Below are 20,275 nucleotides of genomic sequence, written 5' to 3'. Positions count from 1 at the left end.
GGCATGGCGAAGGGCGATTTCCGGCTTTGCGACGTCGTCCTTGACGATACGATCGGCCGTTCGACGCCCGATGTCGAGCATGAGCGCGCCGTCGCCATCTTCGATTTGATCGAGGAGAACAGGTTCGAGCCGCTCGGCCATGCCGGCGGGCCTTACCGACTGAACATCTCGCTGGTCGATTCGAAACTGGTGTTCGCCATCACCACCGAAGAGGGCGGCGGCGTCGCCACCCATATCCTGTCGCTCACCCCTTTCCGGCGGATCGTCAAGGATTACTTCATGATCTGCGAGAGCTATTACGAAGCGATCCGTTCGTCGACGCCGAGCCGTATCGAGGCGATCGACATGGGCCGGCGCGGCATCCACAACGAAGGCTCGCAGACGCTGAAGGATAGGCTGGCCGGCAAGATAGAGGTCGATTTCGATACCGCCCGGCGCCTTTTCACGCTGGTCTGCGTGCTCTACTGGCGCGGATGACGGCAATGGAGCGCGCCGTCGACGTCGAGGAGGGAAAGCGGCCGGGCGCCATCCTCTTCATGTGCGGGATGAATGCCATCCGCTCGCCGATGGCCGAAGCGATCGCCCGTAGCATTTTGCCGGCCAATACCTATATCAGGTCGGCCGGCGTTCGCGCCGGCGAGCGCGATCCCTTCGTGGATGTCGTGCTCGAGGAGATCGGGCTTTCCCTCGGGCGCCGCCAGCCGCAGACGCTGGAAGAGCTCGAGGACGATTACTTCGATCTGATCATCACGCTGTCGCCGCAGGCCCATCATGCAGCACTTGAGCTGACGCGGTCGAGTGCGGTCGATGTGGTCTACTGGCCGACGATGGATCCGACGGTTGCAATCGGAACGCGCGAGCAGATTCTGGAGAGCTACCGCGAGGTCCGCGATCACTTGGCCGGCCTCATCGAAAGCCGGCTACTCAAACGAAATGGCATTGCCGCGCAATCGGCATGAAAACAAATAAAGGAAAGCCTGATCAACGAGGTTCACAAACCTGCGTTGATTGTGTAGTTTCCGCCCAAATTTTAAAGGCGCGCGCTGCGCTGCCTATTCAACCCACAGGAAGAAAACACTTATATGCCTAAAGAAGAAGTCCTCGAATTCCCGGGAATCGTCACCGAACTTCTGCCGAATGCGACGTTCCGTGTGAAGCTCGAAAACGAACACGAGATCATCGCCCACACCGCCGGCCGCATGCGCAAGAACCGCATCCGCGTTCTCGCCGGCGACAAGGTGCTTGTGGAAATGACGCCCTACGATTTGACCAAAGGCCGTATCACCTACCGTTTCAAGTAAGTTTGCCCGAAGGTCCTGCAAGGGTTTTTGCTCCCGTCTGACGATGGTCGAGGTTCCATGGCGCTGAAATACAAGCTCATTCTGGCCTCGGGCTCGCCCCGTCGCGTTGACCTGCTCAACCAGGCCGGCATCGAGCCTTCGCGCCTGATGCCGATGGATATCGACGAGGCGCCCAGGAAGTCGGAGCATCCGCGTTCGCTCGCCCGCAGGCTTTCGGCTGAGAAGGCTGAAGCCGCCCTTGCCGCCATCAAGGGCGATATCACCTGGAAGGGCAGCTATATCCTGTCTGCCGATACGGTGGTCGCCGTTGGCCGGCGTATCCTCGGCAAGGCTGAGTTCGCCGACGAGGCCTTGAACTCGTTGCATCTCCTCTCGGGACGCAACCACATGGTCTACACCGGCGTTTGCCTGGTGACCCCGGATCGCAAGGTCCGTCAGAAGATCGTCGAGACCAAGGTGCGCTTCAAGCGTCTCTCGGGCTTCGAGATCGAGAACTACCTGGCCTCCGGCCAGTGGCGCGGCAAGGCAGGCGCCTACGGCATCCAGGGCCTCGCCGGCACCTTCGTGCAGAAGATGGTGGGCTCCTACACCAATGTCGTCGGCCTGCCGCTTTATGAAACCATTCTGCTTTTGACCGGCGAAGGCTTCGATGTGCATAGCCGGTGGCCCGAGGGTTGAGCCCGACGGCCGATCGCATAGGACAAACCGATATGCCTGACGACAAGAAAGCGGCCGCCAAGGTCGAACCGCTGCGCAAGACCCGCCCTTGCCCCGAATGCGGCAAACCTTCCCACCGCGAACATTACCCCTTCTGCTCCAACCGCTGCCGCGAGGCCGATCTGTCCCGCTGGCTGACCGGCGCCTATGCCATCCCGGTTGCCGACGATGAGACGAAGGCCGAATATCCCGATGAGGAAAACTAGAGAATTTCGCCTCCGAAGCTCTTATTTTTCCTCACGAATCCGCAAAGCCGGCAAGACCGTCAAAAAAGAGTCATTTGACGCTTGCCATGGGCGAACAAGATGCTATAACCCCGCTCGCTTCCGGGGTGAACCAAGGCCCCGCGGTTCCTTTTCTGAAAGGGAACTTCTGAAGCAGGTTAGCCCAGGTAGCTCAGTTGGTAGAGCAGCGGATTGAAAATCCGCGTGTCACTGGTTCGATTCCGGTCCTGGGCACCACTGCTATCAATCTTGTTTTCATTGTATTTTTATATCCGCATCATCGATGCGTGCGGGCATCCGATCGAAAGAACCTGCAGAATTTCGCAAGTATCGCCGTTGGCAATATTATTGTTGCGAAATAATTCGCTTTCAGCTATATTTACCCATGAAAAAGATCGCCTACAGCAAGGCCGCCACGAAGGCACTCCGCAAGATGCAGCCGAAGCGCGCCGCGGCGATCGTCGCCAGGGTCGAAGCCTTCGCCAACGGCGAGACGGTCGATCTCAAGAAGCTGCAAGGCAGCGATTTTTTTCGAATTCGTGTCGGGCAGGACCGTGTCATCATCGACGATCAGACCATGCAGGTCCTCATCATCAAGGCCGGCCCACGCGGCGACATCTATAACGAATAGGAACCACCATGGGTGAAATCCAGAAACTGACCATCGACGGCAAGGGGTACGTGCTGCTTTCCGAAGACGACTATCAGGACCTTGTCGACATCAGCGAGGCGCGCGCCGCAAAGGCGCGTATCGACGCTGGTGAAGAGACCTGGCCTGAAGACGTCGTCAAGGCGCTGATTGCCGGCGAAGATCCTGTCCGGGTGTTCCGTAAGCATCGCGGTATGAGCATCAAGGAGCTGGCTGAAAAGTCCGGACTCTCCCAGCCCTATCTTTCCGAAATCGAGACCGGAAAGAAGGAGGGCTCCCTGGACGCACTCAGGTCGATCGCCAGCGCGCTGGACGTCGACCTTGACGATGTGGCTTGATGCATACGCATCCCAAGGCGGCCACGTTGTGATGGAGCTTGGTACTTTTCGAGCCGGATCCCTTTGCCCCATTTGGGGAGGCTCCCTCGTCAAAATATGATGCCGCGCGCCCGATATGCGGGGCCAGAAGGCGGCCAACAAACCCCTGACAGAGGTTAGTTTCGCCCTTTCGATGTCTTCGCCAGCATCTCGCTCAGTGTTGCCGCCGAGAGCATGGATTCGGCCAAAAGCTTTTTGAGCTTCTGGTTCTCTTCCTCCAGTGCTCTCAATCTTTTGGCATGGAGACCGACATTTCCGAACTGCAAGGATTGCCACCGATAGAAAGTCGGCTCGCTGATACCGTACCTGTGGCAAACATCTGCCACCGTCACTCCGGCTTGATGCTCCTTCAGAATGCCCGTAATCTGGTCGTTGTCGAATTTTCTCTTGCCCATCACCGCTTCAGTCCTCACGAAATGCTCTGTTGAAACTGTCGAGAAGTGGTCTGACAGCATAGAGCGCCACGCTGCTTTTGCCTGTTTCGATCAGTGTCTGCGCGGGCATGCCCGCGACCAGTTCGACATCACTCATTTTCGCCAATCGCTCGTCCGTTACACGGATCGTCGCGGCAAAGTAGGGCTGGCCGCTCTGCGTATCGATGAGACGGTCCGCTGAAACATACTCGACCCGACCTTTCAGGAGTGGAACGCGCCGCTGATTGTAGGGAAGGAGGTGGACCTGTGCCTCGAGCCCCGCATGAACGAGGTTGATGTCTTCCGGTCTGACGTGGGCAGACACGACAAGGCGATCGGAGCGTGGCAGAAGATCGACGAGCGGTTCACCGGCGCCGATCACGCCACCTGATGTGTGGACGCGCAGATTCATGATTGTTCCATCGTCGGGAGCGCGGATGTCGGTCCTTGCGAGTTGGTCGTCGATCGCCCGCAAGCGCTCGCGCAGCTGCATGATCCGGCTTTCCGTATCGCGCATGCCTTGGGCGACTTCGCTCAACCGGTCGCTCTCAAGCTTTGCGAGATCGGCCTGTGAGCCGCTGATCACTTGGTAGGCGCGAGAGATCTGTGCCTCTACTTGACCCTGCTGGCCATCGAGGTCTGCTTTTTCCCGCTGGAGGTTGAGAAGTCTGCTCCTTCTTTCCAGTCCTTTGGCGCTGAGGATCGTAACCTGATCCAGTTCTTGGCTCGAGATTGTCGCTCTGTCGGCCAGTGCTGCCTTCTGTGCGCCAAGTCCGACGATTTCCTGCCGCACCTGCGCGATTTTTTCATTGGCGATCTGAATTTCCGCCTGCATGACGCGGCGACGGGCTTCGAAGATTTTCTGTTGCCCGATCAGAATCGCGCTGACCGAAGGATATCTGTCCATGGCTGACCTGAGGTCCTCAGGATAGGCGATATGGTCGCCGCCCGTCTGCTCCGCAAGCAGGCGGGCGCGGCTTCCTTCGGCGTCCCAAAGTTGCCCTTGAATGCTGTCGCGCTCCGAGCGAGACTTCGTGTCGTCGAGTTCTATCACGATCTGTCCGGCCATGACCGCATCGCCGTTTTTAACGAGTATCCGTCGGACAATTCCACCTTCCAGATGCTGAATGGTCTTGCGGCTGGACTCCGGTTCGATAACGCCCGATGCAATTGCAGCGCTTTTCAGCGGCGCCAGGACAGACCAGATTCCCAATCCGACTATGAAAACCAGGATCAACAGGTTGCCTGTCCAAACAACGCCTCTGAGCCCCGGCATCGGCGAGGGGGGCGCGGGTCCGCGCTGTTTCGACTCGATCACCGGCAAATAGGTCGTCTGTTGCTTGACCAACCGCCGACCCGTCCTCGGCGAATTCGAAAATTTCGTCGGCGTTGCATCCAGTTGAACAAGGGCCATGGCCGCGTTTCTCCCTATGTTCCTGTTCGAGACGGTGGTTGAAGATAAGTTTCATAAATCCGTTCGCTGTCGCCGAAGGCAGCCACCGTCCCGTTACGCATGATGGCAATCTTGTTGGTGACCGGCAGGATCCCCATCCGGTGCGTTATGATAACGACGGTCATCCCCCTGGATTTCATGCGCTCGATTGCCGCAAACAGCATGCGTTCGCCGTCATAATCCAGGCTCGAATTCGGATCGTCGAGAACGATCAGAGACGGATTTCCATAGGCCGCCCGGGCCAGTCCCAGCTGTTGGCGCTGAGCTCGAAGGAGCAGGTTGCCACCTTCACCGATATCGGTCTCGTAACCCTGCGGCAGCCGCATGATCGCTTCGTGCAACCCAACCAGCTTCGCGGCGTCGATCGCTTTGCCGGGATCTCCTCCGTCCAGCCGGCCGATCACATCCTTGATCGCTCCGCCGAAGAGTTCGATGTCCTGCGGCAGGTATCCGACGTGGCAGGTCCCCCCACAAAGGCGCAGAGCCGAGATATCGACCCCACCGAGAAGAGCATATCCGCGCGTTGCTGGCACAACGCCTGCCATGACGCGACCGAGTGTTGATTTTCCCGATCCCGAAGGACCGATGAGCGCTATGCAATCGCCGGGGGCGAGGCGCAAGGTGATATCAGTCAATATCGGCCGATCAGCGAATGGCTTGATATAGCTGACATTATCGAGAACGAGGCCATTGGGTTCCGGCAGCGGCACCATTCGGGCATCGCAATCCGATGCAACTGATATCAGCATTTTGTTCAAGCGATTGAAGGCATTGCGCGCAAACGTAAAGGAGCGCCATGCCCCTATTGCGCCCTCGATCGGTGCGAGCCCGCGCCCGAGCAGCAGGCTCGCAACGAAGATGATCCCGGGACTGCCATTGTTTACGAGCACTAGCCATGTCGCGGATCCCATCATGAGGATCTGCGCGAGTGTGCGGATCGATTTGGAGAAACCAAGAATGATCTCCGTCCGATGCATCGCGATGTCCTGTGCCCTTCTTGCCATTTCCGCATCGCGATAGACGATCAGCGCCGCGCCATCCTGCATGCCCATCGCCCTGATGACCTCGATGTTTTTGAGGGCGGTCGCAAATCGGATATAGCTCCTCGAAAGGGCAAGATTGGCGTAGGCAAGCGGCTCTCGCGTCGCCAGTTCCGTCAGGAACGCAAACAGCAGAAGTGCAAGCGCGCTCAGAAGACCGATGGTCCCAAGCAGCGGATGAACGAGAAAGAGCAGGAACAGGAATACGGGTGCCCAGGGAACGTCAAAAAAGAGCGAGCTAGCCGGTGAATCGAGGAACTGGCGTAGTGCGGCCAGGTCCCTGTAACATTCCGTGGCGGCTCCCGTATCGGCGCGAGCGGCATATTCGAACGATGAGGTGAGCACCATGGGCCGTAGCCTGTGGTCCAGCCAACTGCCGATGCGCGAAAGAGCTGCTCTGCGCACGATATCCAGCGTGGACCCGACCATCACGCCGATGGCGATGATCATCGTCAGCATCAGCAGCGTGTCAGCGCTTCGGCTCGACAGGACCCTGTCATAGATCTGCAGGAGATAGATGGAAGGCGCGAGAAGAAAGAGATTGTAGCCGCAGCTATAGAGGAAGACCAACCCGAAGGCTCCGGCACAAGCCCTGAGCGCAACAACAAGCTGTGTCGGCGGGCGCGGTGGCTTTATGGAAATCGTTGTCATTATCAGATCTCGCTGCACTTGATTCTGACAAGAAGAGGCTGCGTGCTGATTCAGCAATTCAGGAGGGTCGCCAGCCGAAACCGGCGACCCTCAGAGTCAGAGTTCAGGAGCCGAGATGGTCGACGTCGATATGGCCGAAGGCGTTTATGAAGTGATCGAGAGAATTGTTCACCGTCGTCGTTTCGGGATCCGTGTGCACCAGAGCTGACGAGATATCGCCGCCCAGAGCGTTGTTCCCGTTGCCGCCGTTGCCGCCGACACCTGCGAGGATGGTGGCATGCTGATCGGCCACAAGCTGCGTATATTGTGTCGCGGTCGTAGCCGCATTCACGGTAGCCGTGTCGCCGCCGCTCGAGTTTCCTTGGCTGCCGTTGGAGTTTGAATCTCCCCCCGCGCCGCCGTCGCCGCTGTTCGTGACCGCCGCCAGGAAGCCGTTCTTGGCCTGAGCAAAGCCACCGTCTCCGCCACTGCCGGCGTCCCAACCTGCCTTCTGCCAAACGTGATCGCCATTGTGCAGATCGGTCGTTGCCCCGTAGACCGTTTGCACGGGGTTTACATAGGCAACCGGGTTGTAGTTGATGTTCCCATCGTTGTGGCCATCACCGCCGTTGCCGGCATTCGCGTCACCCGCATCCGGGTTGTTGAGATGAATCGTGTCGGATATTTGTGGAATAGGCATTGATGTCACTCCTTTACTTGGTTTCATCCGTGTTCGTTCTACGGCGTCCCCCTACGGCGTGCATTTCCAGCATGTCACCGCAGCCAATACAACCGCAGGCGAATATTGCCTGCGATTTAATCTGTGGCCTATCTAGATATTCGGTGACATTCATTTGGGCGTATACTTGGAAATGGCGGAGCGTTATTTGGATCAGTACTTATTGATTTGGTGCAGGGTGGCATGGTCGATCGTGTCTGCGACCTCGTCGAAGCGACATCAGGGCCTCTGATCCATAGGCAGATTTAGAGCCTTTCCGGGTTAGATTGCAGCATTCTGCCGGAGCAGATTTTCGTCAGGGCAAAGGCGATTGGCGAAGGGCATACCCCTTGGTACGTCCGAGCCGATCGCCTTTGATCCTGGCGGAAAGATGCCCGGCCCTTCGGGTTGGCTGAAACGGGCCGGCTGATCGACCGGCCGGCTTGGCCGTAGAGCTGGGCTACGACGCGCGCCGGCCGGTCGACCATCCGACTCCGTTTGAGCCAACAGAATGCTGCAATCTAACCCGGAAAGGCTCTAATGCTCGCAAACTCGCACAACGGGCGCTGCGGCCATGACAGCCAAATGGCTACAGCACTAGCCGACAGGATGTAGACGAATTGCAGGCTCTGCTTTTCCCACGTTCAGATGCACAATGCCTGAACAATTCAGGCTGCAAAGCGCCGCATGCTCGGTGGACGTGCAGTCGCCGGCGAATGGAGACGGTAATGGCGGAAACTCGTCCCTCATTGGAAGACCTGCCCAAGACGGGCAGCGATCAACACCTCGCCTCCAACGTGGCCGCGGGGCATCTGGCGCTGGTGCCGACTTGGCTTCCATTGGATGTCGCTTCCGGTCAGAGCCATAATTCAGCCGGCAGCGGTGGTGACGGGATCAGCGAAGGCGTGATCAGCAGCAACGCACTGGCCGTCTTCACGCCGTCCAATGCCGCCATTGCGGGACCTCATTCCGGTGCAGACGCCTTCCAGGGCAACGACGCGCTCATCAATCAGCATCCCACCGAAATGGCGGGGATAGGCGGGAATGGCGGAAGCGGCAATGTTGCCATCGGTAGCGGCGATGGCGCCAATCATGCCGGCAGCGGGGGCAATGGGCTTTTCTACGGTGGACTCGTCAGCGCCGAAGTCGCGCTGTTTGCCCCCGTGAATACTGCCGTGGCTGCAGGCCCTGGCGCGACGGCTCACGCTGAGCAATCGAACAACGCACTGTTCCTGCAGGGCGCAACCCAGATCGGCGGCATGGGCGGCTCGGGCGGAGACCATAACGTCGCGAGCCACGGCACTTCGATGAGCCCGGGAACTGCGCTCACATTGACCGGCGACTTTTATGCGGGCCATGGCGGCGATGGATATTTCGTCGGCAGCATGGTCGATGTGAGTATTGCCATCTTTTCACCGATCAACATCGCCATCGGCGCCGCAGGCGGCTCCGCAGAGGCTCATCAGACAAACAATGTCATTTTCGATCAGGGCACTGTGCAGATCGCAGGCATCGGCGGCAATGGCGGTGGCTTCAACTTGTCGTCAGATACGATTTATACCGGCAATCACGCAGGTGGCGGCGGTGGGGACGGATCGTCAACCGGCAGCATGGTAGACGTCAATTTCGGCTATTTCCATCCCATCAACATTGCCGTTCCCGCCGGCGGGACGGCGGATGCCCAACAGACCGATCATGTTCTCTATGATCAGCAAGCGCTTCAGTTGGCCGGCATCGCGGGCCACGGTGGAGACGGTAACCTCACGGATGCCCATTCGGCTCTCGTAGACGACATTCTGAGCTTCATGCATGGCTAGAGCCTTTCCATTTTTCTTCGAAGCACGGAAATGCTCTATCTCTTTGTTTCCACGTAATTCCGGACGCAAAAACCGCAATGCACTTTTGCTGGAATTGCTCTAGCGAATAGCCTCCCCACTTGCATTGCGGAGGCTCAACCGCACGAAACCGTTCTTTGTGCCATTATCAGGCCATATGTTGAACGCTTCCTCCGCCGGGCTCTCGTCTTTTGGGCCGACATGGCACGCAACGGTCGGCTCACTCAGAACTGAACATTCCACCATGACCTCATCCGCATTGTCGCCGATTTCGGCCGCCAGGGGCCGTGACCTCCGGCCGCTATCGGTCGGTGCCGGCGCAGTGCTGTCTGCGGGAGAACAATGCTAACTGGTATTAATGCGTCATTAGAGCACAGTTTCACTAATCATAACGGGTAGTCAGCGATCTCAGGCTTTTTTGCTGTCGGGTCTGCGACTGCTTTGAATTGAGATATGGAAACAAAGCCGAGCCGATCGGCAACTCGTTATATCCAATGGCGCTTTCCGAAATGGGTCTGTAGCAGATCGGTTGCCTTTTCAGTGCCTTTGAAAGCTTTGTTGACGCGCTTGCCGTACGTGAATTCGGCGAAGCTGGAAAGTCTGCAGCGACAAGTCGAACCAGCAGGAATTCATGAAAAATCTCTTCAATGTGCTCTGCAAGCCCAGTTATCTATCGTTGATATCTTATAAACTATAAGAATTATCATGAGAGGTCAGACTATTAATATCCGAAATACACTCACTTTTTCTCATGACATGTAGTGAGAACAGGAATAATATGAATAGCTGTTGCGTTGCAAATATTCGTGGGGAGCACGCAAGTGTCCGACATTACTGGAACTAGGCGCCGTATCGGGCGCAATGCACCAACTGTGATCATCATCGAGAATTCTACATTGGCGCGCACCACCGTGGTGAAGCTTCTTGAGCGTGAACTCGCCGGGTGGAACGTTATAGATTTGATCTCAACCGAGAGTCTCGATAGTGCTCTTGGAGCAGAGGTGCGTTTGATTGTATTGGGCCTGGCTGGCAGAAGTGTTGAGAGCACCAGCCTGCGTGATGATCTCGCGGCGATTGCTGCACGTTTTCCTGAGGCTCCTGTCACGTTGCTCTCAGGTACGGATGACGCCATCATAGCCCGTCAGGCACTCAAGATGGGCATCCGCGGCTTATTCTCGACTTCACTTCCCATTGACATTGCTCTTGCCGGTCTTCGTCTCGTTCTGGCCGGAGGAACATTTTTCCCGCAGCTATTGGGAGCTGGTACAAACGGCTCAAACGAGCATAGTCCGGCCAGAAATGAAGCCGAAAAGAGCTTGGATGATAGGACGCAGTACTTGGCGATCGCTGATTTCACTCCCCGGGAAGCGGATGTCCTCGCAGAGTTGCAATGCGGCTGTTCAAATAAGGTGATTGCAGGAAAACTCAATTTGTCGGGGCATACAGTGAAGATGCATTTGCAACACATAATGCGCAAGTTGCAGGCGCAGAACCGCACTGAAGTGGTTGCCCGCTTAATTCAAAGAGCCGCCGGTGGGCCTGACGTCTCGCCGGGTTAGGCGGTGTCGCCAGTACCGGCGTTCGTTCGTTCGTTTCAACGGGTCTCATATCGTGATGGCCTGGAACAGGGAAGACCCGACCACCTCGCGTGACGACATCATCGATATCGCACGCTCGCTGGTGCCGCCGGCCAGGTGAGCGCATGGAACGTCAGCCGTTTCGCCGGGTCGGCCTCTTCACCTTGACCTTGATCTACGCGTTACATTGTGGACGAGTTCGCTGATGGTCGCGAACTCACCGAACAAAGCAGTAAGCTTGGCTTGCTCCTTGCCATCCAATCGGTGCTGCGAGCAGAAGTCCGCGATGCACCAGACCTTCGCCGCTACGATAGGCTCGGCAGTAATCGAATCAATGTGTTGCATTGTAGTCCTCCCGCAAAGGAAGCTAACGGAGTTCAAATTAGCTTTCAATGAAATAAGAGGTCTTCCGAAAACTGTGGTTCCCATTGCCCGGCGCGCCGCCTCTTCAGCGACTGGCGGACATGCGGCTTCTCCACTGGTTGCAGCGTCGAGCAGCCGCTCTCGTTTCTACGCCGCGAAACGGCATGCAGCCTTGTCGGATGCCTTCCGATCGGCTCCATATTGCGCGATGATCTTTTCTGCGTCTTCGACGCTGCCGCTGGTTCCGGACATCGAAGACAGACTGAGGGACGTCTGGGATCGCGCGGTGCCACGGATCGGCAGACTTCTCAATTCTCAGAGGTCCTACGATATTCCGTCGGTGCGCAGCCAACCGCATTTTTGAATTGGCTGGAAAAATGGAAGGCGGAATGAAAGCCGAGCAGGCCGGCGATTTCTTTTACCGATTTGTCGGTATTTACTAGGAAGTCGCGTGCTCGCTGAACACGGACGTTCATTTGATACTGTTTCGCCGACATCCCGGTTTGCTCACGAAACAGCCGGCGAAAATAGGGGTAGCTCACCCCCATCTCTGCTGCGAGATCCTCGACCGATTGTGAAGTTCCGCAGCGCTCCATCAGGATCATGCGCGCCCGATCGACGAGGCGCGCGCCGGCGCCGGTTGCCAGATCGTCCGGCCGGCAGAGCAGCGCAAGGAGCTGCAACCCGAGCGTGGATATCACCAGCTGATGAAGCACGGGATCCTGCCGCGCCAAGTCATGGATGGCGGCGAACACATGATTGATCTCATCGCTTGCCGGGTTGAGCGGGCGTTCGACATGCAGGAGGCCAGCATCCACTGCAAAGTCGAAAGCGGTTCCCCGGCACTCTATCCAGTGCTCGGTCCAGCCGGTTCGCCGATCGGGCGCGAACCTGTGCCACACGCCCGGGAACAGGAGAAAAATCGATCCTTCCGTGACGCGCACCTGTCGGCGCAGGTTGCCGAATTCGAGCTTCCCGTTGCCGGCGCTGATCAGCACGACCTGATAGGCCTGAAGGATGCGGCCGCGAGACCAGCTGAAGTGATGGTCGTCCGGATGACGGCTCGGAGGGTAATCGGAGTGCGGCGCAATGACCGAATAGCCCGTCGAGACAGCGGTGCAGCCCCATGCTGCAGAAATTCTGTTGTCAGGCATGTAGACGAAGTAGTTTTCCGTCATTTGACGTCGCCTTTTTAGGATCATTTTTTGTATGCAAATGATCACTTTTGTGGATTTTGGCGTCGTGTCAACAGGTGTGGCCGATGGTACCGTCATCAGGTCAGGGCAAAGTTGATCGAATTTTGCCGAACGCTGATTGCATCAGCTATCGCCGCTGCCGGGGAGGGTAGGGGCTGGGAGGAGAATAGATATGAAAACTCACGCCAGACTGCTGGTCGCAGCCGCTTGCCTCGCCGCATCTGCTGCCTATGCCGATGATTTCCACGGGTTCGATCCCGCGAAGTTCGACGGCAATATGCTTTCGGCCGAGGCTCTCCAGGCCATGGCCGCCGACGCGTCGAAAGTGACGCCTCCGAAAAACGGCAGCAAGTACAGCATCGGCTTCGCCAATCTTCAGCGTGACATCGCTTTCGGCGTGCTCGTGGAGAAAGGCATTCAGGCAAACGCGGATGCTGCCGGCGTGGAACTCGTCGTCGCCGACAACCGACTCGATGGCCCGACCGCGCTTGCCAATGCCAAGTCTTTTGCCGAACGCAAGGTTGACTATGTCATCGAGTTTCAGACCGACGCAAACTTCGGTCAGACCGTGATGGACGTGTTCAAGCAAGACGGCACCAAGGTCACGGCAATCGATATCCCCATGCCCGGTGCAAGTTTCTTCGGCGTGAACAATCCGAAGTCCGGTTTCATGGGCGGGTCCTACCTTGCAACGGCTGCGGCAAAACAGTTTGGCGCGGACACGGTAAAAAGCGGCTATCTCGTCATCGGCGCACTGCCCCAGTCGGGCGTCATCCCGCGCATGCGCACGGAAGGTCAGCGCGCCGGCTTCCTAGCCCTGACCAAGGATTTCCCGGCCGACCACATCATCGAGATCGATACGAAGAATACGCTGCAGGAATCCTATACCCAGATGAACAACGTACTCGGCCGCATTCCGCCAGGAGCGCCGATCCTGATCATCGCGATCAACGACCAGGCGACCATGGGCATGCTGCAGGCCGTCCGAGCAGCCGGACGTGTTGATCAGGCCATCGCCGTCGGCAACGGCGCGGATGAAGCCGAGGCGCTTGCCACGGACCCGAAACTCGTGGCGGCGACGGGTTCGTTTCCAGGCAGCTACGGGAATTATCTCATTCCGATTGCACTGTCTGCGCTCGCCGGCAAGGCCGTGCCGGAGGCAACCTTCGTCACCCATCAGATGGTAACCAAGGCAAACATCTGCAAATTCTACAAGGAATTCGCGTGCGCCGGTGAAGCCGACGGTTACACCTTTCCCGAGGCAGAGTTCGCAAGCTATCTCTCTGGTCTGAAAAAAGAGAATTGGTTGAAGGGCTACGAGGCAATTCTCCCCAAGCAATGATCTGGGGTCGGAGGAGATTTTGATGCAGACGGTATCGAGCACGGAGAGCCGCGTAGCGCGGCTCCAAATCACCAACGTCACGAAGTCCTTCTCCGGCGTGCAGGTCCTGAAAAACGTCACATGTTCGGCCGATGCCGGCGAGGTCGTGGCACTGCTCGGCGCCAACGGTGCAGGCAAATCCACGCTGATGAAGATCCTGTCCGGCGTCTATTCCTGCGACGCCGGACATATACAGATCGATGGGGCCGCAGTCGACATCACGTCGGCACGTGCGGCCATAGCATCGGGCATTCGCTTGATGCCGCAGGAACTGTCCGTGCATCCGGACTTGTCGGTCGCGGAGAACATCGCGTTGGGATCGATGCCCCAGCGCAAGATCGCCGGCATAAGTTTCGTCGACCGTGCCGCCATGCAGAGGCAAGCGACGACGCTGCTCGGCCGACTGAAGCTCGGTCATGTCTCTGCGAGCCGGAGAATGGGATCACTATCGCTTCCGGAGCAGCGGATCGTCGAGATCGCCCGGGCATTGGCCGGCCAGGCCCGTATTCTGATCATGGATGAACCGACTGCTGCACTCGGAGAAGCAGATGCCGAAACCCTGTTCGGGGTGATCGATGCGCTTCGCGCCGACGGCGTCACGATCATCTATATCTCCCACTACCTCGACGAGGTGTTTCGCCTCTCCGACCGGATCGTCGTGTTGCGGGACGGCGAGGTACGCGGACAGTTCCAGACGAGCGCCACCAGTCACGACGAGGTGCTGCGGGCGATGCTGGGAGGCGATCTCGGCGATCTTTTTCCGGCAAAGCCGCAATCCCTGCCGGACGAGACGATCCTGGCTGTCGAAGGACTGTCGCTGCCAGGCTGGCTCAGCGACGTGTCCTTTTCGGTGCGCCGCGGCGAGGTCCTGGGTGCGTTCGGCCTGATCGGCTCCGGGATTGAGAAGGTCGGCAGAGCCATTTATGGGGCGGAGCCCAAGGCGAAGGTCCGTTCAATCCGGATGGGGACAGCCGAAACGGCGTTGTCGAACCCGCGGGCAAGCATTCGAAGCGGTATTGGTTTCGTTGCAGCCGAACGCAAGCGGCAAGGCCTGATCGCCAACCTCACCGTCCGTACCAACACGACCCTTCCTTACCTCACGCGCTTTACGCGCTTCGGGCTCGTCGATGACAATCGGGAGCGGGCAATGTCGCAACACTGGATCCGCACCCTGCGCGTCAAGACGACGGGTCCGGAGCAGGAAATAAGACTCCTGTCCGGCGGCAACCAGCAGAAAGTGTGCCTGGCGCGATGGCTGCTCGGCGACCCCAAGCTGCTCATTCTCGAGGAACCGACCCGCGGGGTCGACCTCGGCGCTCGACGAGAGATTTATGAGGAGATCCGCCGGCTCGCAGCGAACGGATTGAGCATACTCCTCGTCTCATCGGACGCTGAGGAAGTCGCCGGTCTTGCCGACCGAGCGATCGTCTTCGAAGAGGGCCGGGCCGTGGCCGCATTGGGAGCCAATGCATCGGCGGCCGAGCTGATGCAGGCGGCGGAGTCGCACTCCGTGTCTGCTACGAACGAATTGGAGAAAGCATGAACAAGTCAAACTCGATCGTTGCAAGCGAACCCAAGACGACCAGCCAACGCCAGTCGATGACGGACATCCTTGCCAGACCGGCCGCCGGGATCGTGGTTCTGCTGGGCTTCTATGTCATCCTTCTTGCGACTTTCGCTATGCTGTCGCCGTTCTTTCTGTCGGTGAGCAATCTTGCCAATATCGGCACGAACATGGCCTTCATCGGGCTCATGGCCGCAGCCGGAACGCCGCTGATCATTGGCGGTGGACTCGACCTGTCGGTGGCTGCCGTTGCCGGACTGGCCGGCGTCATCGTTGCATTGATGCATTCCAACGGGATCAATATCTGGGTTGGATGCCTGACAGCCTTGGTCATCGGCGCCGGGGTCGGAATTTTGAATGGCGTGATCGTCACCAAGCTGCGCCTCAATCCCCTGATCGCGACACTCGGGACGATGAGCATCTTCTCGGGCCTGTCGATGGTCATGACGGGTGGCTTGAGCAAGCCGCTTTTCGTGCCGGCCTTCAACTGGCTTGGTTCAGGTCGCATCTTTTCCGTGCCGTTTCCCGTCATCGTCATGCTGATCGTCTTTGCCGTCCTTTGGCTCGTGCTTGCCAAGACGCCGTTCGGACGGTTTGTCTACGCAACCGGCGGCAATCCCGAGGCCAGCAGCCTTCTCGGCGTGCCTGTCGAGCGCACCCAGATGATCCTCTACGTGATCTCAGGCATTTCAGGCGCTGCCGCCGGTATCATTCTTGCAGCAATGCTCGGCGCGGCCGCCCCGAATGCAGCAAGTCAGCATCTGCTGACGATCATCGCCGCTATCATTCTTGGAGGCACCAGCCTCTTTGGCGGGCGGGGAAGCGTCTGGGGTACGCTGATTGCGGTGCTGATCCTCGGAACTCTGAACAACGGCCTGACCCTCATGAACGTGTCCAGTTTCTGGCAGGATGTCACGCGCGGTGTCGTGTTGCTTCTGGCCGTGGGCCTCGACCAGCTTCGTGTCCGCCTGCAGGGCTGACCCCGCTATAATTCCAGGAGAAATTGGAATGTCTGATCGCCCTTTGAAGGCCGGCCTGTTCGGTATCGGTCTGGAGGCCTATTGGCCGCAGTTTGCCGGTCTCGAAGCAAGGCTGCGGGGATATGTACATGTCGTCGCGTCCAAGCTGGAACGGCCCGGGGTCGAAGTCGTCAATCTTGGCCTCGTCGATACGCCGGAGAAGGCCGTCGATGCCGGCCATCTGTTTCGCCAGGCCGATGTCGATATCATTTTCCTTTACATCACCACCTACGCTCTATCGTCGACCGTCTTGCCGGTTGTTCGGCGTGCAAAGGTGCCGGTCATTATTTTGAATCTGCAGCCGGCTGGTGCGATCGACTACGCGTCCTTCAACGCACTCGGCAACAGGACTGCCATGACCGGCGAGTGGCTGGCGCACTGCGCTGCATGCCCGGTGCCCGAGATTGCCAATGTGTTCACTCGAGCGGGCATTCGGTTCCACCAAGTAACAGGCGTTCTCAACGATGACCCGTTTGTCGACAACGAGATCGAGGAGTGGATCGAGGCCGCACGGGTAGCCCACGTCATGTCGCATAATCGCCTTGGCGTCATGGGGCGCTATTACAACGGCATGCTCGATATCTATTCCGATCTCACAGCCCAAAGCACGGCATTCGGGACACACATCGAAGTGGTGGAGATTGACGAACTAGCACGCCTCAGACGCGACGTTGGCGAGGCGGAAGTGGCGGCCTGCTTGGACAGAATCCGAACGGAATTCGACGTGCAGCCGGATTGCGATCCAGACGAACTGGCGCGGGCGGCAAGAACTGCTGTCGCGCTGCGCAAACTCGTCGACGCGAAGCGTCTCGGCTCGCTCGCCTATTATTATGAATCGGTGTCCGGGCATGAATACGAGGACGTCATCACGTCGGTAATCGTTGGTTGTTCGATGCTCACCGCCGAAGGCATACCGGTTGCTGGCGAATATGAGATCAAGAACGCGCAGGCCATGAAGATCATGGACAGCTTCGGCACCGGAGGTTCCTTCACCGAATATTATGCAATGGATTTCGATGCAGATGTGGTCCTGATGGGCCATGATGGCCCAGGCCATACCAAAATTGCAGAGGGTCGAACCAAGATCCGTCCTCTGGAGGTCTATCACGGCAAGGTCGGCTCCGGCGTAAGTGTCGAAATGTCGGTTAAGAATGGCCCGGTAACACTGCTCTCCGTGGTGGAGTGCGCCGGAAAAGTGAAGCTGTTGTGCGCCGAAGGACAATCGGTGCCCGGACCGATCCTGGAGATTGGAAACACCAACAGCCGCTATCAGTTTCCAATCGGGGCGCGCGCGTTCGTCGAGAATTGGAACGCCGAAGGACCGGCGCATCATTGCGCAGTCGGCGTCGGACACATTGGGAGCAGCATCGAAAAGTTAGGAAAGCTGTTGGAGGTCGAGTTCGTGAGGATTTGCTAATTGTCAAAAATATTTCTCGCTGCGGGAACTGCTTGACGAATAAAAAGACCCCTCAAAACGATCGCAGCTCCTCCGCCTATCTTGCCGGCGTTGTTCATCAAATCTCATACGACTGCCCGTTCTTGCCGCCTCACCGGCGGCGCGGTGATCGATAGTGCCATGCTGTGGCAGCGCCAAACCTCGCAGCGAGGGCATAAAAACAGTTCGGCCCGCGCGATGGCGGGCAATGTTATCGGCGAGCATTCGTTTCAATGGGTCTCATATCGTGATGCCCTGATGGGAACCGCGAGTCCGCCCGTCCGTTACCATTTGAGCAACGGAGGAAATGGACATGCGCAAGAAAAAAGCCATCGTCGAGGCGGCGCTTGAGTCCGAATACGAGCGCCAGGCACTGGGGATCATGAATACGGAGCAAGCTCTGAAGCTTGAGGATTCAGACGGACTTGTCTTCAGCCATCCGGATAAAGAGGCTGGCGTGACGGATCATTTTGTTGATCAGGATGAGCTGCGCCGTTTGGTGCGGCGGTCAACCTCGCCGCATCCCCTATTGCAATCGCAGGCTCGTACGACACGTTCGTCCTGAACTTCAGGCAATCATGTAGCCGCCGTCCACCGGCATCGATATGCCATTCACCATGGCAGCCTGGTCGGACAGCAGGAAAAGAACAACCTCGGCAATGTCTGCCGGCTCAGCGAAGCGACCGACCGGAATTCGCTTCATCATCCCCGCGGCCTTCTCGGGATCGCTCCATGCCTTCACCGCCATTGGCGTCAACGTCACCGTTGGGTGGACGCCGTTTGCGCGGATGCCGTGAGGCGCAAGCTCCTTTGCCATGACGCGCGTCAAGCCATCCAATCCACCCTTCGATGCACAATAGGCTGCGTGGTCGGGGATGCCGACGAAGGATGCGACCGACGAGACATTGACGATGGCGCCTGGACGGCCTTCCTTGATCAGCGAGCGGGCATATTCCTGGGCAACGATCATCGGAGCACGCGTGTTGACCGCGACAAGGCGATCGAATGCTTCGACGGTTGTCTCCAGGAATGGCTGAAGCTCGGTTGTGCCGGCGCAGTTGATGAGGAAATCTGCGGGAAGGGCAGCGATGACAGCCTCTCTGGTCGCATCGGCGTCCGCGAGATCGACTTGGATTGCCCGGCAGCCGAATTCCCCTCGCAGCGCTTCGACGTCGGCGGCACTGCGGGTCAGGGCGACGACCTGCGCACCCCGTTCGACGAGCATCCTTACAATTTCGCGTCCGATGCCTTTGCCGGCACCGGTCACGATCACCGTCTTTCCTCTGAAGTCCATGGGTCGATCTCCTAAAGTCTCTGGCCTGTTTCCCGATCGAAGATATGCGCACGTCGGGGATCGATGTGGAAGTACATCGTCCGTCCGGGGTCGACCTCGATGCGCTCGCGGATCAGCGCGTCGATCGGCACGCCTCCGGTGCGGCCGAAGATCAACGTCTCCGAACCCGTCGGCTCGAACACCGAGACTTCGACCGGAACGCCTTCTTCGCCGATCGTGATGTGCTCCGGTCGTATGCCGTAGGTAACGGCTCGTCCTTCATCCGCATTTGTGTCCGCCATCGGAAGGGCGATGCCCTGGTCGGTGACGACGATCTTCCTGCCGTCGCGGGTGGCTATGCGGCCCTCAAGGAAGTTCATCGATGGGCTGCCGATGAAGCCGGCGACAAAGAGGTTGACGGGGAAGTCGTAGAGATCGAGTGGCTTGCCGATCTGCTCGACCCTACCATCGCGCATCACCACGATCTTGTTGGCCATCGTCATCGCCTCGATCTGATCGTGCGTGACGTAGACGGTGGTGGTCTTCAGCCGCTGGTGAAGCTCCTTGATCTCGACGCGCATGGTGACGCGGAGCTTGGCGTCGAGGTTCGACAACGGCTCGTCGAACAGGAAGACCTTCGGATCTCGGACGATGGCACGACCCATCGCCACGCGTTGACGCTGTCCGCCCGACAGTTGCTTCGGATAGCGGTCGAGATAACGCGTCAGATCGAGGATCTCGGCCGCCCTGCCGACCTTCTCGTCGATCTCGGCCTTCGGACGTTTGGCCATCTTCAGCGGAAAGCCCATATTCTCCGCGACGGTCTTGTGGGGATAGAGCGCGTAGCTCTGGAAGACCATCGCGATGTCACGCTCCTTTGGAGGAGCGTCGGTGACGACACGGCCGCCGATCCGGATGTCTCCGCTGCTGACCGTCTCCAGCCCGGCGATCATCCGGAGCAGGGTGGACTTGCCGCATCCGGAGGGACCGACCAGAACGACGAATTCGCCGTCCTCGATGTCGACGCTGACGCCATGCATGACCTGAAGAGAGCCATACTTCTTGGTGACGTCGCTAACCTGTACGTTTGCCAATGTCGTTCTCCTAAAG

Annotated in this window: 21 protein-coding genes, 1 tRNA gene and 1 pseudogene; 16 read left to right on the top strand and 7 right to left on the bottom strand. The window is 58.4% G+C overall.

Annotation, left to right across the window (positions count from 1 at the left end):
* Positions 1 to 3: 3 nt before the first annotated feature.
* The 8 genes from FFM53_RS10115 (at position 4) to FFM53_RS10080 (ending at position 3,229) form a co-directional block, all read left to right on the top strand.
* The gene (locus FFM53_RS10115) at positions 4 to 477 is read left to right on the top strand and encodes a UPF0262 family protein (protein ID WP_003545319.1); all 474 of its coding nucleotides are present in this window, start codon (positions 4 to 6) and stop codon (positions 475 to 477) included.
* Positions 474 to 959 (top strand): arsenate-mycothiol transferase ArsC, encoded by a 486-nt coding sequence (locus FFM53_RS10110; RefSeq protein ID WP_171599721.1) that lies wholly within the window; start codon positions 474 to 476, stop codon positions 957 to 959. The genes FFM53_RS10115 and FFM53_RS10110 overlap by 4 nt, the downstream gene beginning before the upstream one ends.
* A 123-nt stretch (positions 960 to 1,082) precedes the next feature.
* Positions 1,083 to 1,301 carry a translation initiation factor IF-1 gene (gene infA, locus FFM53_RS10105; RefSeq protein ID WP_003545338.1) on the top strand — a complete coding sequence of 73 codons (219 nt, stop codon included), beginning with the start codon at positions 1,083 to 1,085 and terminating at the stop codon, positions 1,299 to 1,301.
* Between the two features lie 57 nt (positions 1,302 to 1,358).
* Positions 1,359 to 1,979, top strand: coding sequence for a Maf-like protein (locus tag FFM53_RS10100; protein ID WP_138388146.1), 621 nt, complete (start codon positions 1,359 to 1,361; stop codon positions 1,977 to 1,979).
* A gap of 32 nt (positions 1,980 to 2,011) precedes the next feature.
* Positions 2,012 to 2,224 carry a DNA gyrase inhibitor YacG gene (yacG, locus tag FFM53_RS10095; protein WP_138388145.1) on the top strand — a complete coding sequence of 71 codons (213 nt, stop codon included), beginning with the start codon at positions 2,012 to 2,014 and terminating at the stop codon, positions 2,222 to 2,224.
* Between the two features lie 179 nt (positions 2,225 to 2,403).
* Positions 2,404 to 2,479, top strand: a tRNA-Phe gene (locus tag FFM53_RS10090).
* A 148-nt stretch (positions 2,480 to 2,627) separates the two neighbouring features.
* The gene (locus tag FFM53_RS10085; protein WP_138388144.1) at positions 2,628 to 2,873 is read left to right on the top strand and encodes a type II toxin-antitoxin system RelE family toxin; all 246 of its coding nucleotides are present in this window, start codon (positions 2,628 to 2,630) and stop codon (positions 2,871 to 2,873) included.
* Positions 2,874 to 2,881: 8 nt separating this feature from the next.
* Positions 2,882 to 3,229 (top strand): helix-turn-helix domain-containing protein, encoded by a 348-nt coding sequence (locus FFM53_RS10080; RefSeq protein WP_138388143.1) that lies wholly within the window; start codon positions 2,882 to 2,884, stop codon positions 3,227 to 3,229.
* Between the two features lie 155 nt (positions 3,230 to 3,384).
* Here the strand turns inward: FFM53_RS10080 and FFM53_RS10075 are convergent, their stop codons facing one another.
* The 4 genes from FFM53_RS10075 to FFM53_RS10060 form a co-directional block, all read right to left on the bottom strand.
* On the bottom strand, positions 3,385 to 3,663 hold the full coding sequence (locus tag FFM53_RS10075) for a transposase (RefSeq protein ID WP_164986455.1): 279 nt from the start codon (positions 3,661 to 3,663) through the stop codon (positions 3,385 to 3,387).
* Positions 3,664 to 3,670: 7 nt separating this feature from the next.
* Positions 3,671 to 5,095 carry an HlyD family type I secretion periplasmic adaptor subunit gene (locus FFM53_RS10070; RefSeq protein WP_138388142.1) on the bottom strand — a complete coding sequence of 475 codons (1,425 nt, stop codon included), beginning with the start codon at positions 5,093 to 5,095 and terminating at the stop codon, positions 3,671 to 3,673.
* Between the two features lie 14 nt (positions 5,096 to 5,109).
* Complete coding sequence (locus FFM53_RS10065; RefSeq protein ID WP_138388141.1) at positions 5,110 to 6,825, bottom strand: type I secretion system permease/ATPase; 1,716 nt, start codon at positions 6,823 to 6,825, stop codon at positions 5,110 to 5,112.
* 103 nt (positions 6,826 to 6,928) lie between these two features.
* The gene (locus FFM53_RS10060; RefSeq protein ID WP_138334522.1) at positions 6,929 to 7,504 is read right to left on the bottom strand and encodes a PE-PGRS family protein; all 576 of its coding nucleotides are present in this window, start codon (positions 7,502 to 7,504) and stop codon (positions 6,929 to 6,931) included.
* Between the two features lie 746 nt (positions 7,505 to 8,250).
* Here FFM53_RS10060 and FFM53_RS10055 point away from each other — a divergent pair.
* From FFM53_RS10055 to FFM53_RS36270, 3 genes and pseudogenes are all read left to right on the top strand, one after another.
* Positions 8,251 to 9,339 (top strand): hypothetical protein, encoded by a 1,089-nt coding sequence (locus tag FFM53_RS10055; protein WP_138388140.1) that lies wholly within the window; start codon positions 8,251 to 8,253, stop codon positions 9,337 to 9,339.
* Positions 9,340 to 10,151: 812 nt separating this feature from the next.
* Complete coding sequence (locus FFM53_RS10050; protein ID WP_138388139.1) at positions 10,152 to 10,916, top strand: LuxR family transcriptional regulator; 765 nt, start codon at positions 10,152 to 10,154, stop codon at positions 10,914 to 10,916.
* A 55-nt stretch (positions 10,917 to 10,971) separates the two neighbouring features.
* Positions 10,972 to 11,055 (top strand): annotated as a pseudogene (locus FFM53_RS36270) (LysR family substrate-binding domain-containing protein); the annotation flags it as partial.
* 550 nt (positions 11,056 to 11,605) lie between these two features.
* On the opposite strand, the gene FFM53_RS10045 reads toward FFM53_RS36270, so the two are convergent.
* On the bottom strand, positions 11,606 to 12,475 hold the full coding sequence (locus FFM53_RS10045; protein ID WP_246413133.1) for a helix-turn-helix domain-containing protein: 870 nt from the start codon (positions 12,473 to 12,475) through the stop codon (positions 11,606 to 11,608).
* A 190-nt stretch (positions 12,476 to 12,665) separates the two neighbouring features.
* Between FFM53_RS10045 and FFM53_RS10040 the strand changes: the two genes are divergently transcribed.
* The 5 genes from FFM53_RS10040 to FFM53_RS10020 all read left to right on the top strand — a co-directional run bounded on the left by FFM53_RS10040 (position 12,666) and on the right by FFM53_RS10020 (position 18,457).
* Positions 12,666 to 13,835 carry a sugar ABC transporter substrate-binding protein gene (locus FFM53_RS10040; RefSeq protein WP_138388138.1) on the top strand — a complete coding sequence of 390 codons (1,170 nt, stop codon included), beginning with the start codon at positions 12,666 to 12,668 and terminating at the stop codon, positions 13,833 to 13,835.
* Positions 13,836 to 13,857: 22 nt separating this feature from the next.
* Complete coding sequence (locus tag FFM53_RS10035; RefSeq protein ID WP_138388137.1) at positions 13,858 to 15,417, top strand: sugar ABC transporter ATP-binding protein; 1,560 nt, start codon at positions 13,858 to 13,860, stop codon at positions 15,415 to 15,417.
* Entirely contained in the window at positions 15,414 to 16,418 is a 1,005-nt protein-coding gene (locus FFM53_RS10030) for an ABC transporter permease (protein WP_138388136.1), read from the top strand. The genes FFM53_RS10035 and FFM53_RS10030 overlap by 4 nt, the downstream gene beginning before the upstream one ends.
* A gap of 28 nt (positions 16,419 to 16,446) precedes the next feature.
* On the top strand, positions 16,447 to 17,874 hold the full coding sequence (locus tag FFM53_RS10025) for an L-arabinose isomerase family protein (RefSeq protein WP_138388135.1): 1,428 nt from the start codon (positions 16,447 to 16,449) through the stop codon (positions 17,872 to 17,874).
* A 325-nt stretch (positions 17,875 to 18,199) separates the two neighbouring features.
* Positions 18,200 to 18,457 carry a hypothetical protein gene (locus FFM53_RS10020; RefSeq protein ID WP_064647809.1) on the top strand — a complete coding sequence of 86 codons (258 nt, stop codon included), beginning with the start codon at positions 18,200 to 18,202 and terminating at the stop codon, positions 18,455 to 18,457.
* Between the two features lie 3 nt (positions 18,458 to 18,460).
* On the opposite strand, the gene FFM53_RS10015 is transcribed toward FFM53_RS10020, so the two are convergent.
* Both FFM53_RS10015 and FFM53_RS10010 read right to left on the bottom strand, forming a co-directional pair.
* Positions 18,461 to 19,186 (bottom strand): SDR family oxidoreductase, encoded by a 726-nt coding sequence (locus FFM53_RS10015; protein WP_138388134.1) that lies wholly within the window; start codon positions 19,184 to 19,186, stop codon positions 18,461 to 18,463.
* 11 nt (positions 19,187 to 19,197) lie between these two features.
* Positions 19,198 to 20,259, bottom strand: coding sequence for an ABC transporter ATP-binding protein (locus FFM53_RS10010; protein ID WP_017992891.1), 1,062 nt, complete (start codon positions 20,257 to 20,259; stop codon positions 19,198 to 19,200).
* Between the last annotated feature and the right edge of the window lie 16 nt (positions 20,260 to 20,275).

Source organism: Rhizobium indicum, assembly GCF_005862305.2.
GTDB lineage: Bacteria > Pseudomonadota > Alphaproteobacteria > Rhizobiales > Rhizobiaceae > Rhizobium > Rhizobium indicum.
The sequence above is the reverse complement of the archived record's forward strand: the minus strand, read 5'-3'. Positions and strand labels throughout refer to the sequence as shown.

Coding starts and splice junctions, on each gene's coding strand:
- FFM53_RS10115 (WP_003545319.1), top strand. CDS start 4: ATGGCGAAGGGCGATTTCCGGCTTTGCGACGTCGTCCTTGACGATACG.
- FFM53_RS10110 (WP_171599721.1), top strand. CDS start 474: ATGACGGCAATGGAGCGCGCCGTCGACGTCGAGGAGGGAAAGCGGCCG.
- infA (WP_003545338.1), top strand. CDS start 1,083: ATGCCTAAAGAAGAAGTCCTCGAATTCCCGGGAATCGTCACCGAACTT.
- FFM53_RS10100 (WP_138388146.1), top strand. CDS start 1,359: ATGGCGCTGAAATACAAGCTCATTCTGGCCTCGGGCTCGCCCCGTCGC.
- yacG (WP_138388145.1), top strand. CDS start 2,012: ATGCCTGACGACAAGAAAGCGGCCGCCAAGGTCGAACCGCTGCGCAAG.
- FFM53_RS10085 (WP_138388144.1), top strand. CDS start 2,628: ATGAAAAAGATCGCCTACAGCAAGGCCGCCACGAAGGCACTCCGCAAG.
- FFM53_RS10080 (WP_138388143.1), top strand. CDS start 2,882: ATGGGTGAAATCCAGAAACTGACCATCGACGGCAAGGGGTACGTGCTG.
- FFM53_RS10075 (WP_164986455.1), bottom strand. CDS start 3,663: ATGGGCAAGAGAAAATTCGACAACGACCAGATTACGGGCATTCTGAAG.
- FFM53_RS10070 (WP_138388142.1), bottom strand. CDS start 5,095: ATGGCCCTTGTTCAACTGGATGCAACGCCGACGAAATTTTCGAATTCG.
- FFM53_RS10065 (WP_138388141.1), bottom strand. CDS start 6,825: ATGACAACGATTTCCATAAAGCCACCGCGCCCGCCGACACAGCTTGTT.
- FFM53_RS10060 (WP_138334522.1), bottom strand. CDS start 7,504: ATGCCTATTCCACAAATATCCGACACGATTCATCTCAACAACCCGGAT.
- FFM53_RS10055 (WP_138388140.1), top strand. CDS start 8,251: ATGGCGGAAACTCGTCCCTCATTGGAAGACCTGCCCAAGACGGGCAGC.
- FFM53_RS10045 (WP_246413133.1), bottom strand. CDS start 12,475: ATGACGGAAAACTACTTCGTCTACATGCCTGACAACAGAATTTCTGCA.
- FFM53_RS10040 (WP_138388138.1), top strand. CDS start 12,666: ATGAAAACTCACGCCAGACTGCTGGTCGCAGCCGCTTGCCTCGCCGCA.
- FFM53_RS10035 (WP_138388137.1), top strand. CDS start 13,858: ATGCAGACGGTATCGAGCACGGAGAGCCGCGTAGCGCGGCTCCAAATC.
- FFM53_RS10030 (WP_138388136.1), top strand. CDS start 15,414: ATGAACAAGTCAAACTCGATCGTTGCAAGCGAACCCAAGACGACCAGC.
- FFM53_RS10025 (WP_138388135.1), top strand. CDS start 16,447: ATGTCTGATCGCCCTTTGAAGGCCGGCCTGTTCGGTATCGGTCTGGAG.
- FFM53_RS10020 (WP_064647809.1), top strand. CDS start 18,200: ATGGACATGCGCAAGAAAAAAGCCATCGTCGAGGCGGCGCTTGAGTCC.
- FFM53_RS10015 (WP_138388134.1), bottom strand. CDS start 19,186: ATGGACTTCAGAGGAAAGACGGTGATCGTGACCGGTGCCGGCAAAGGC.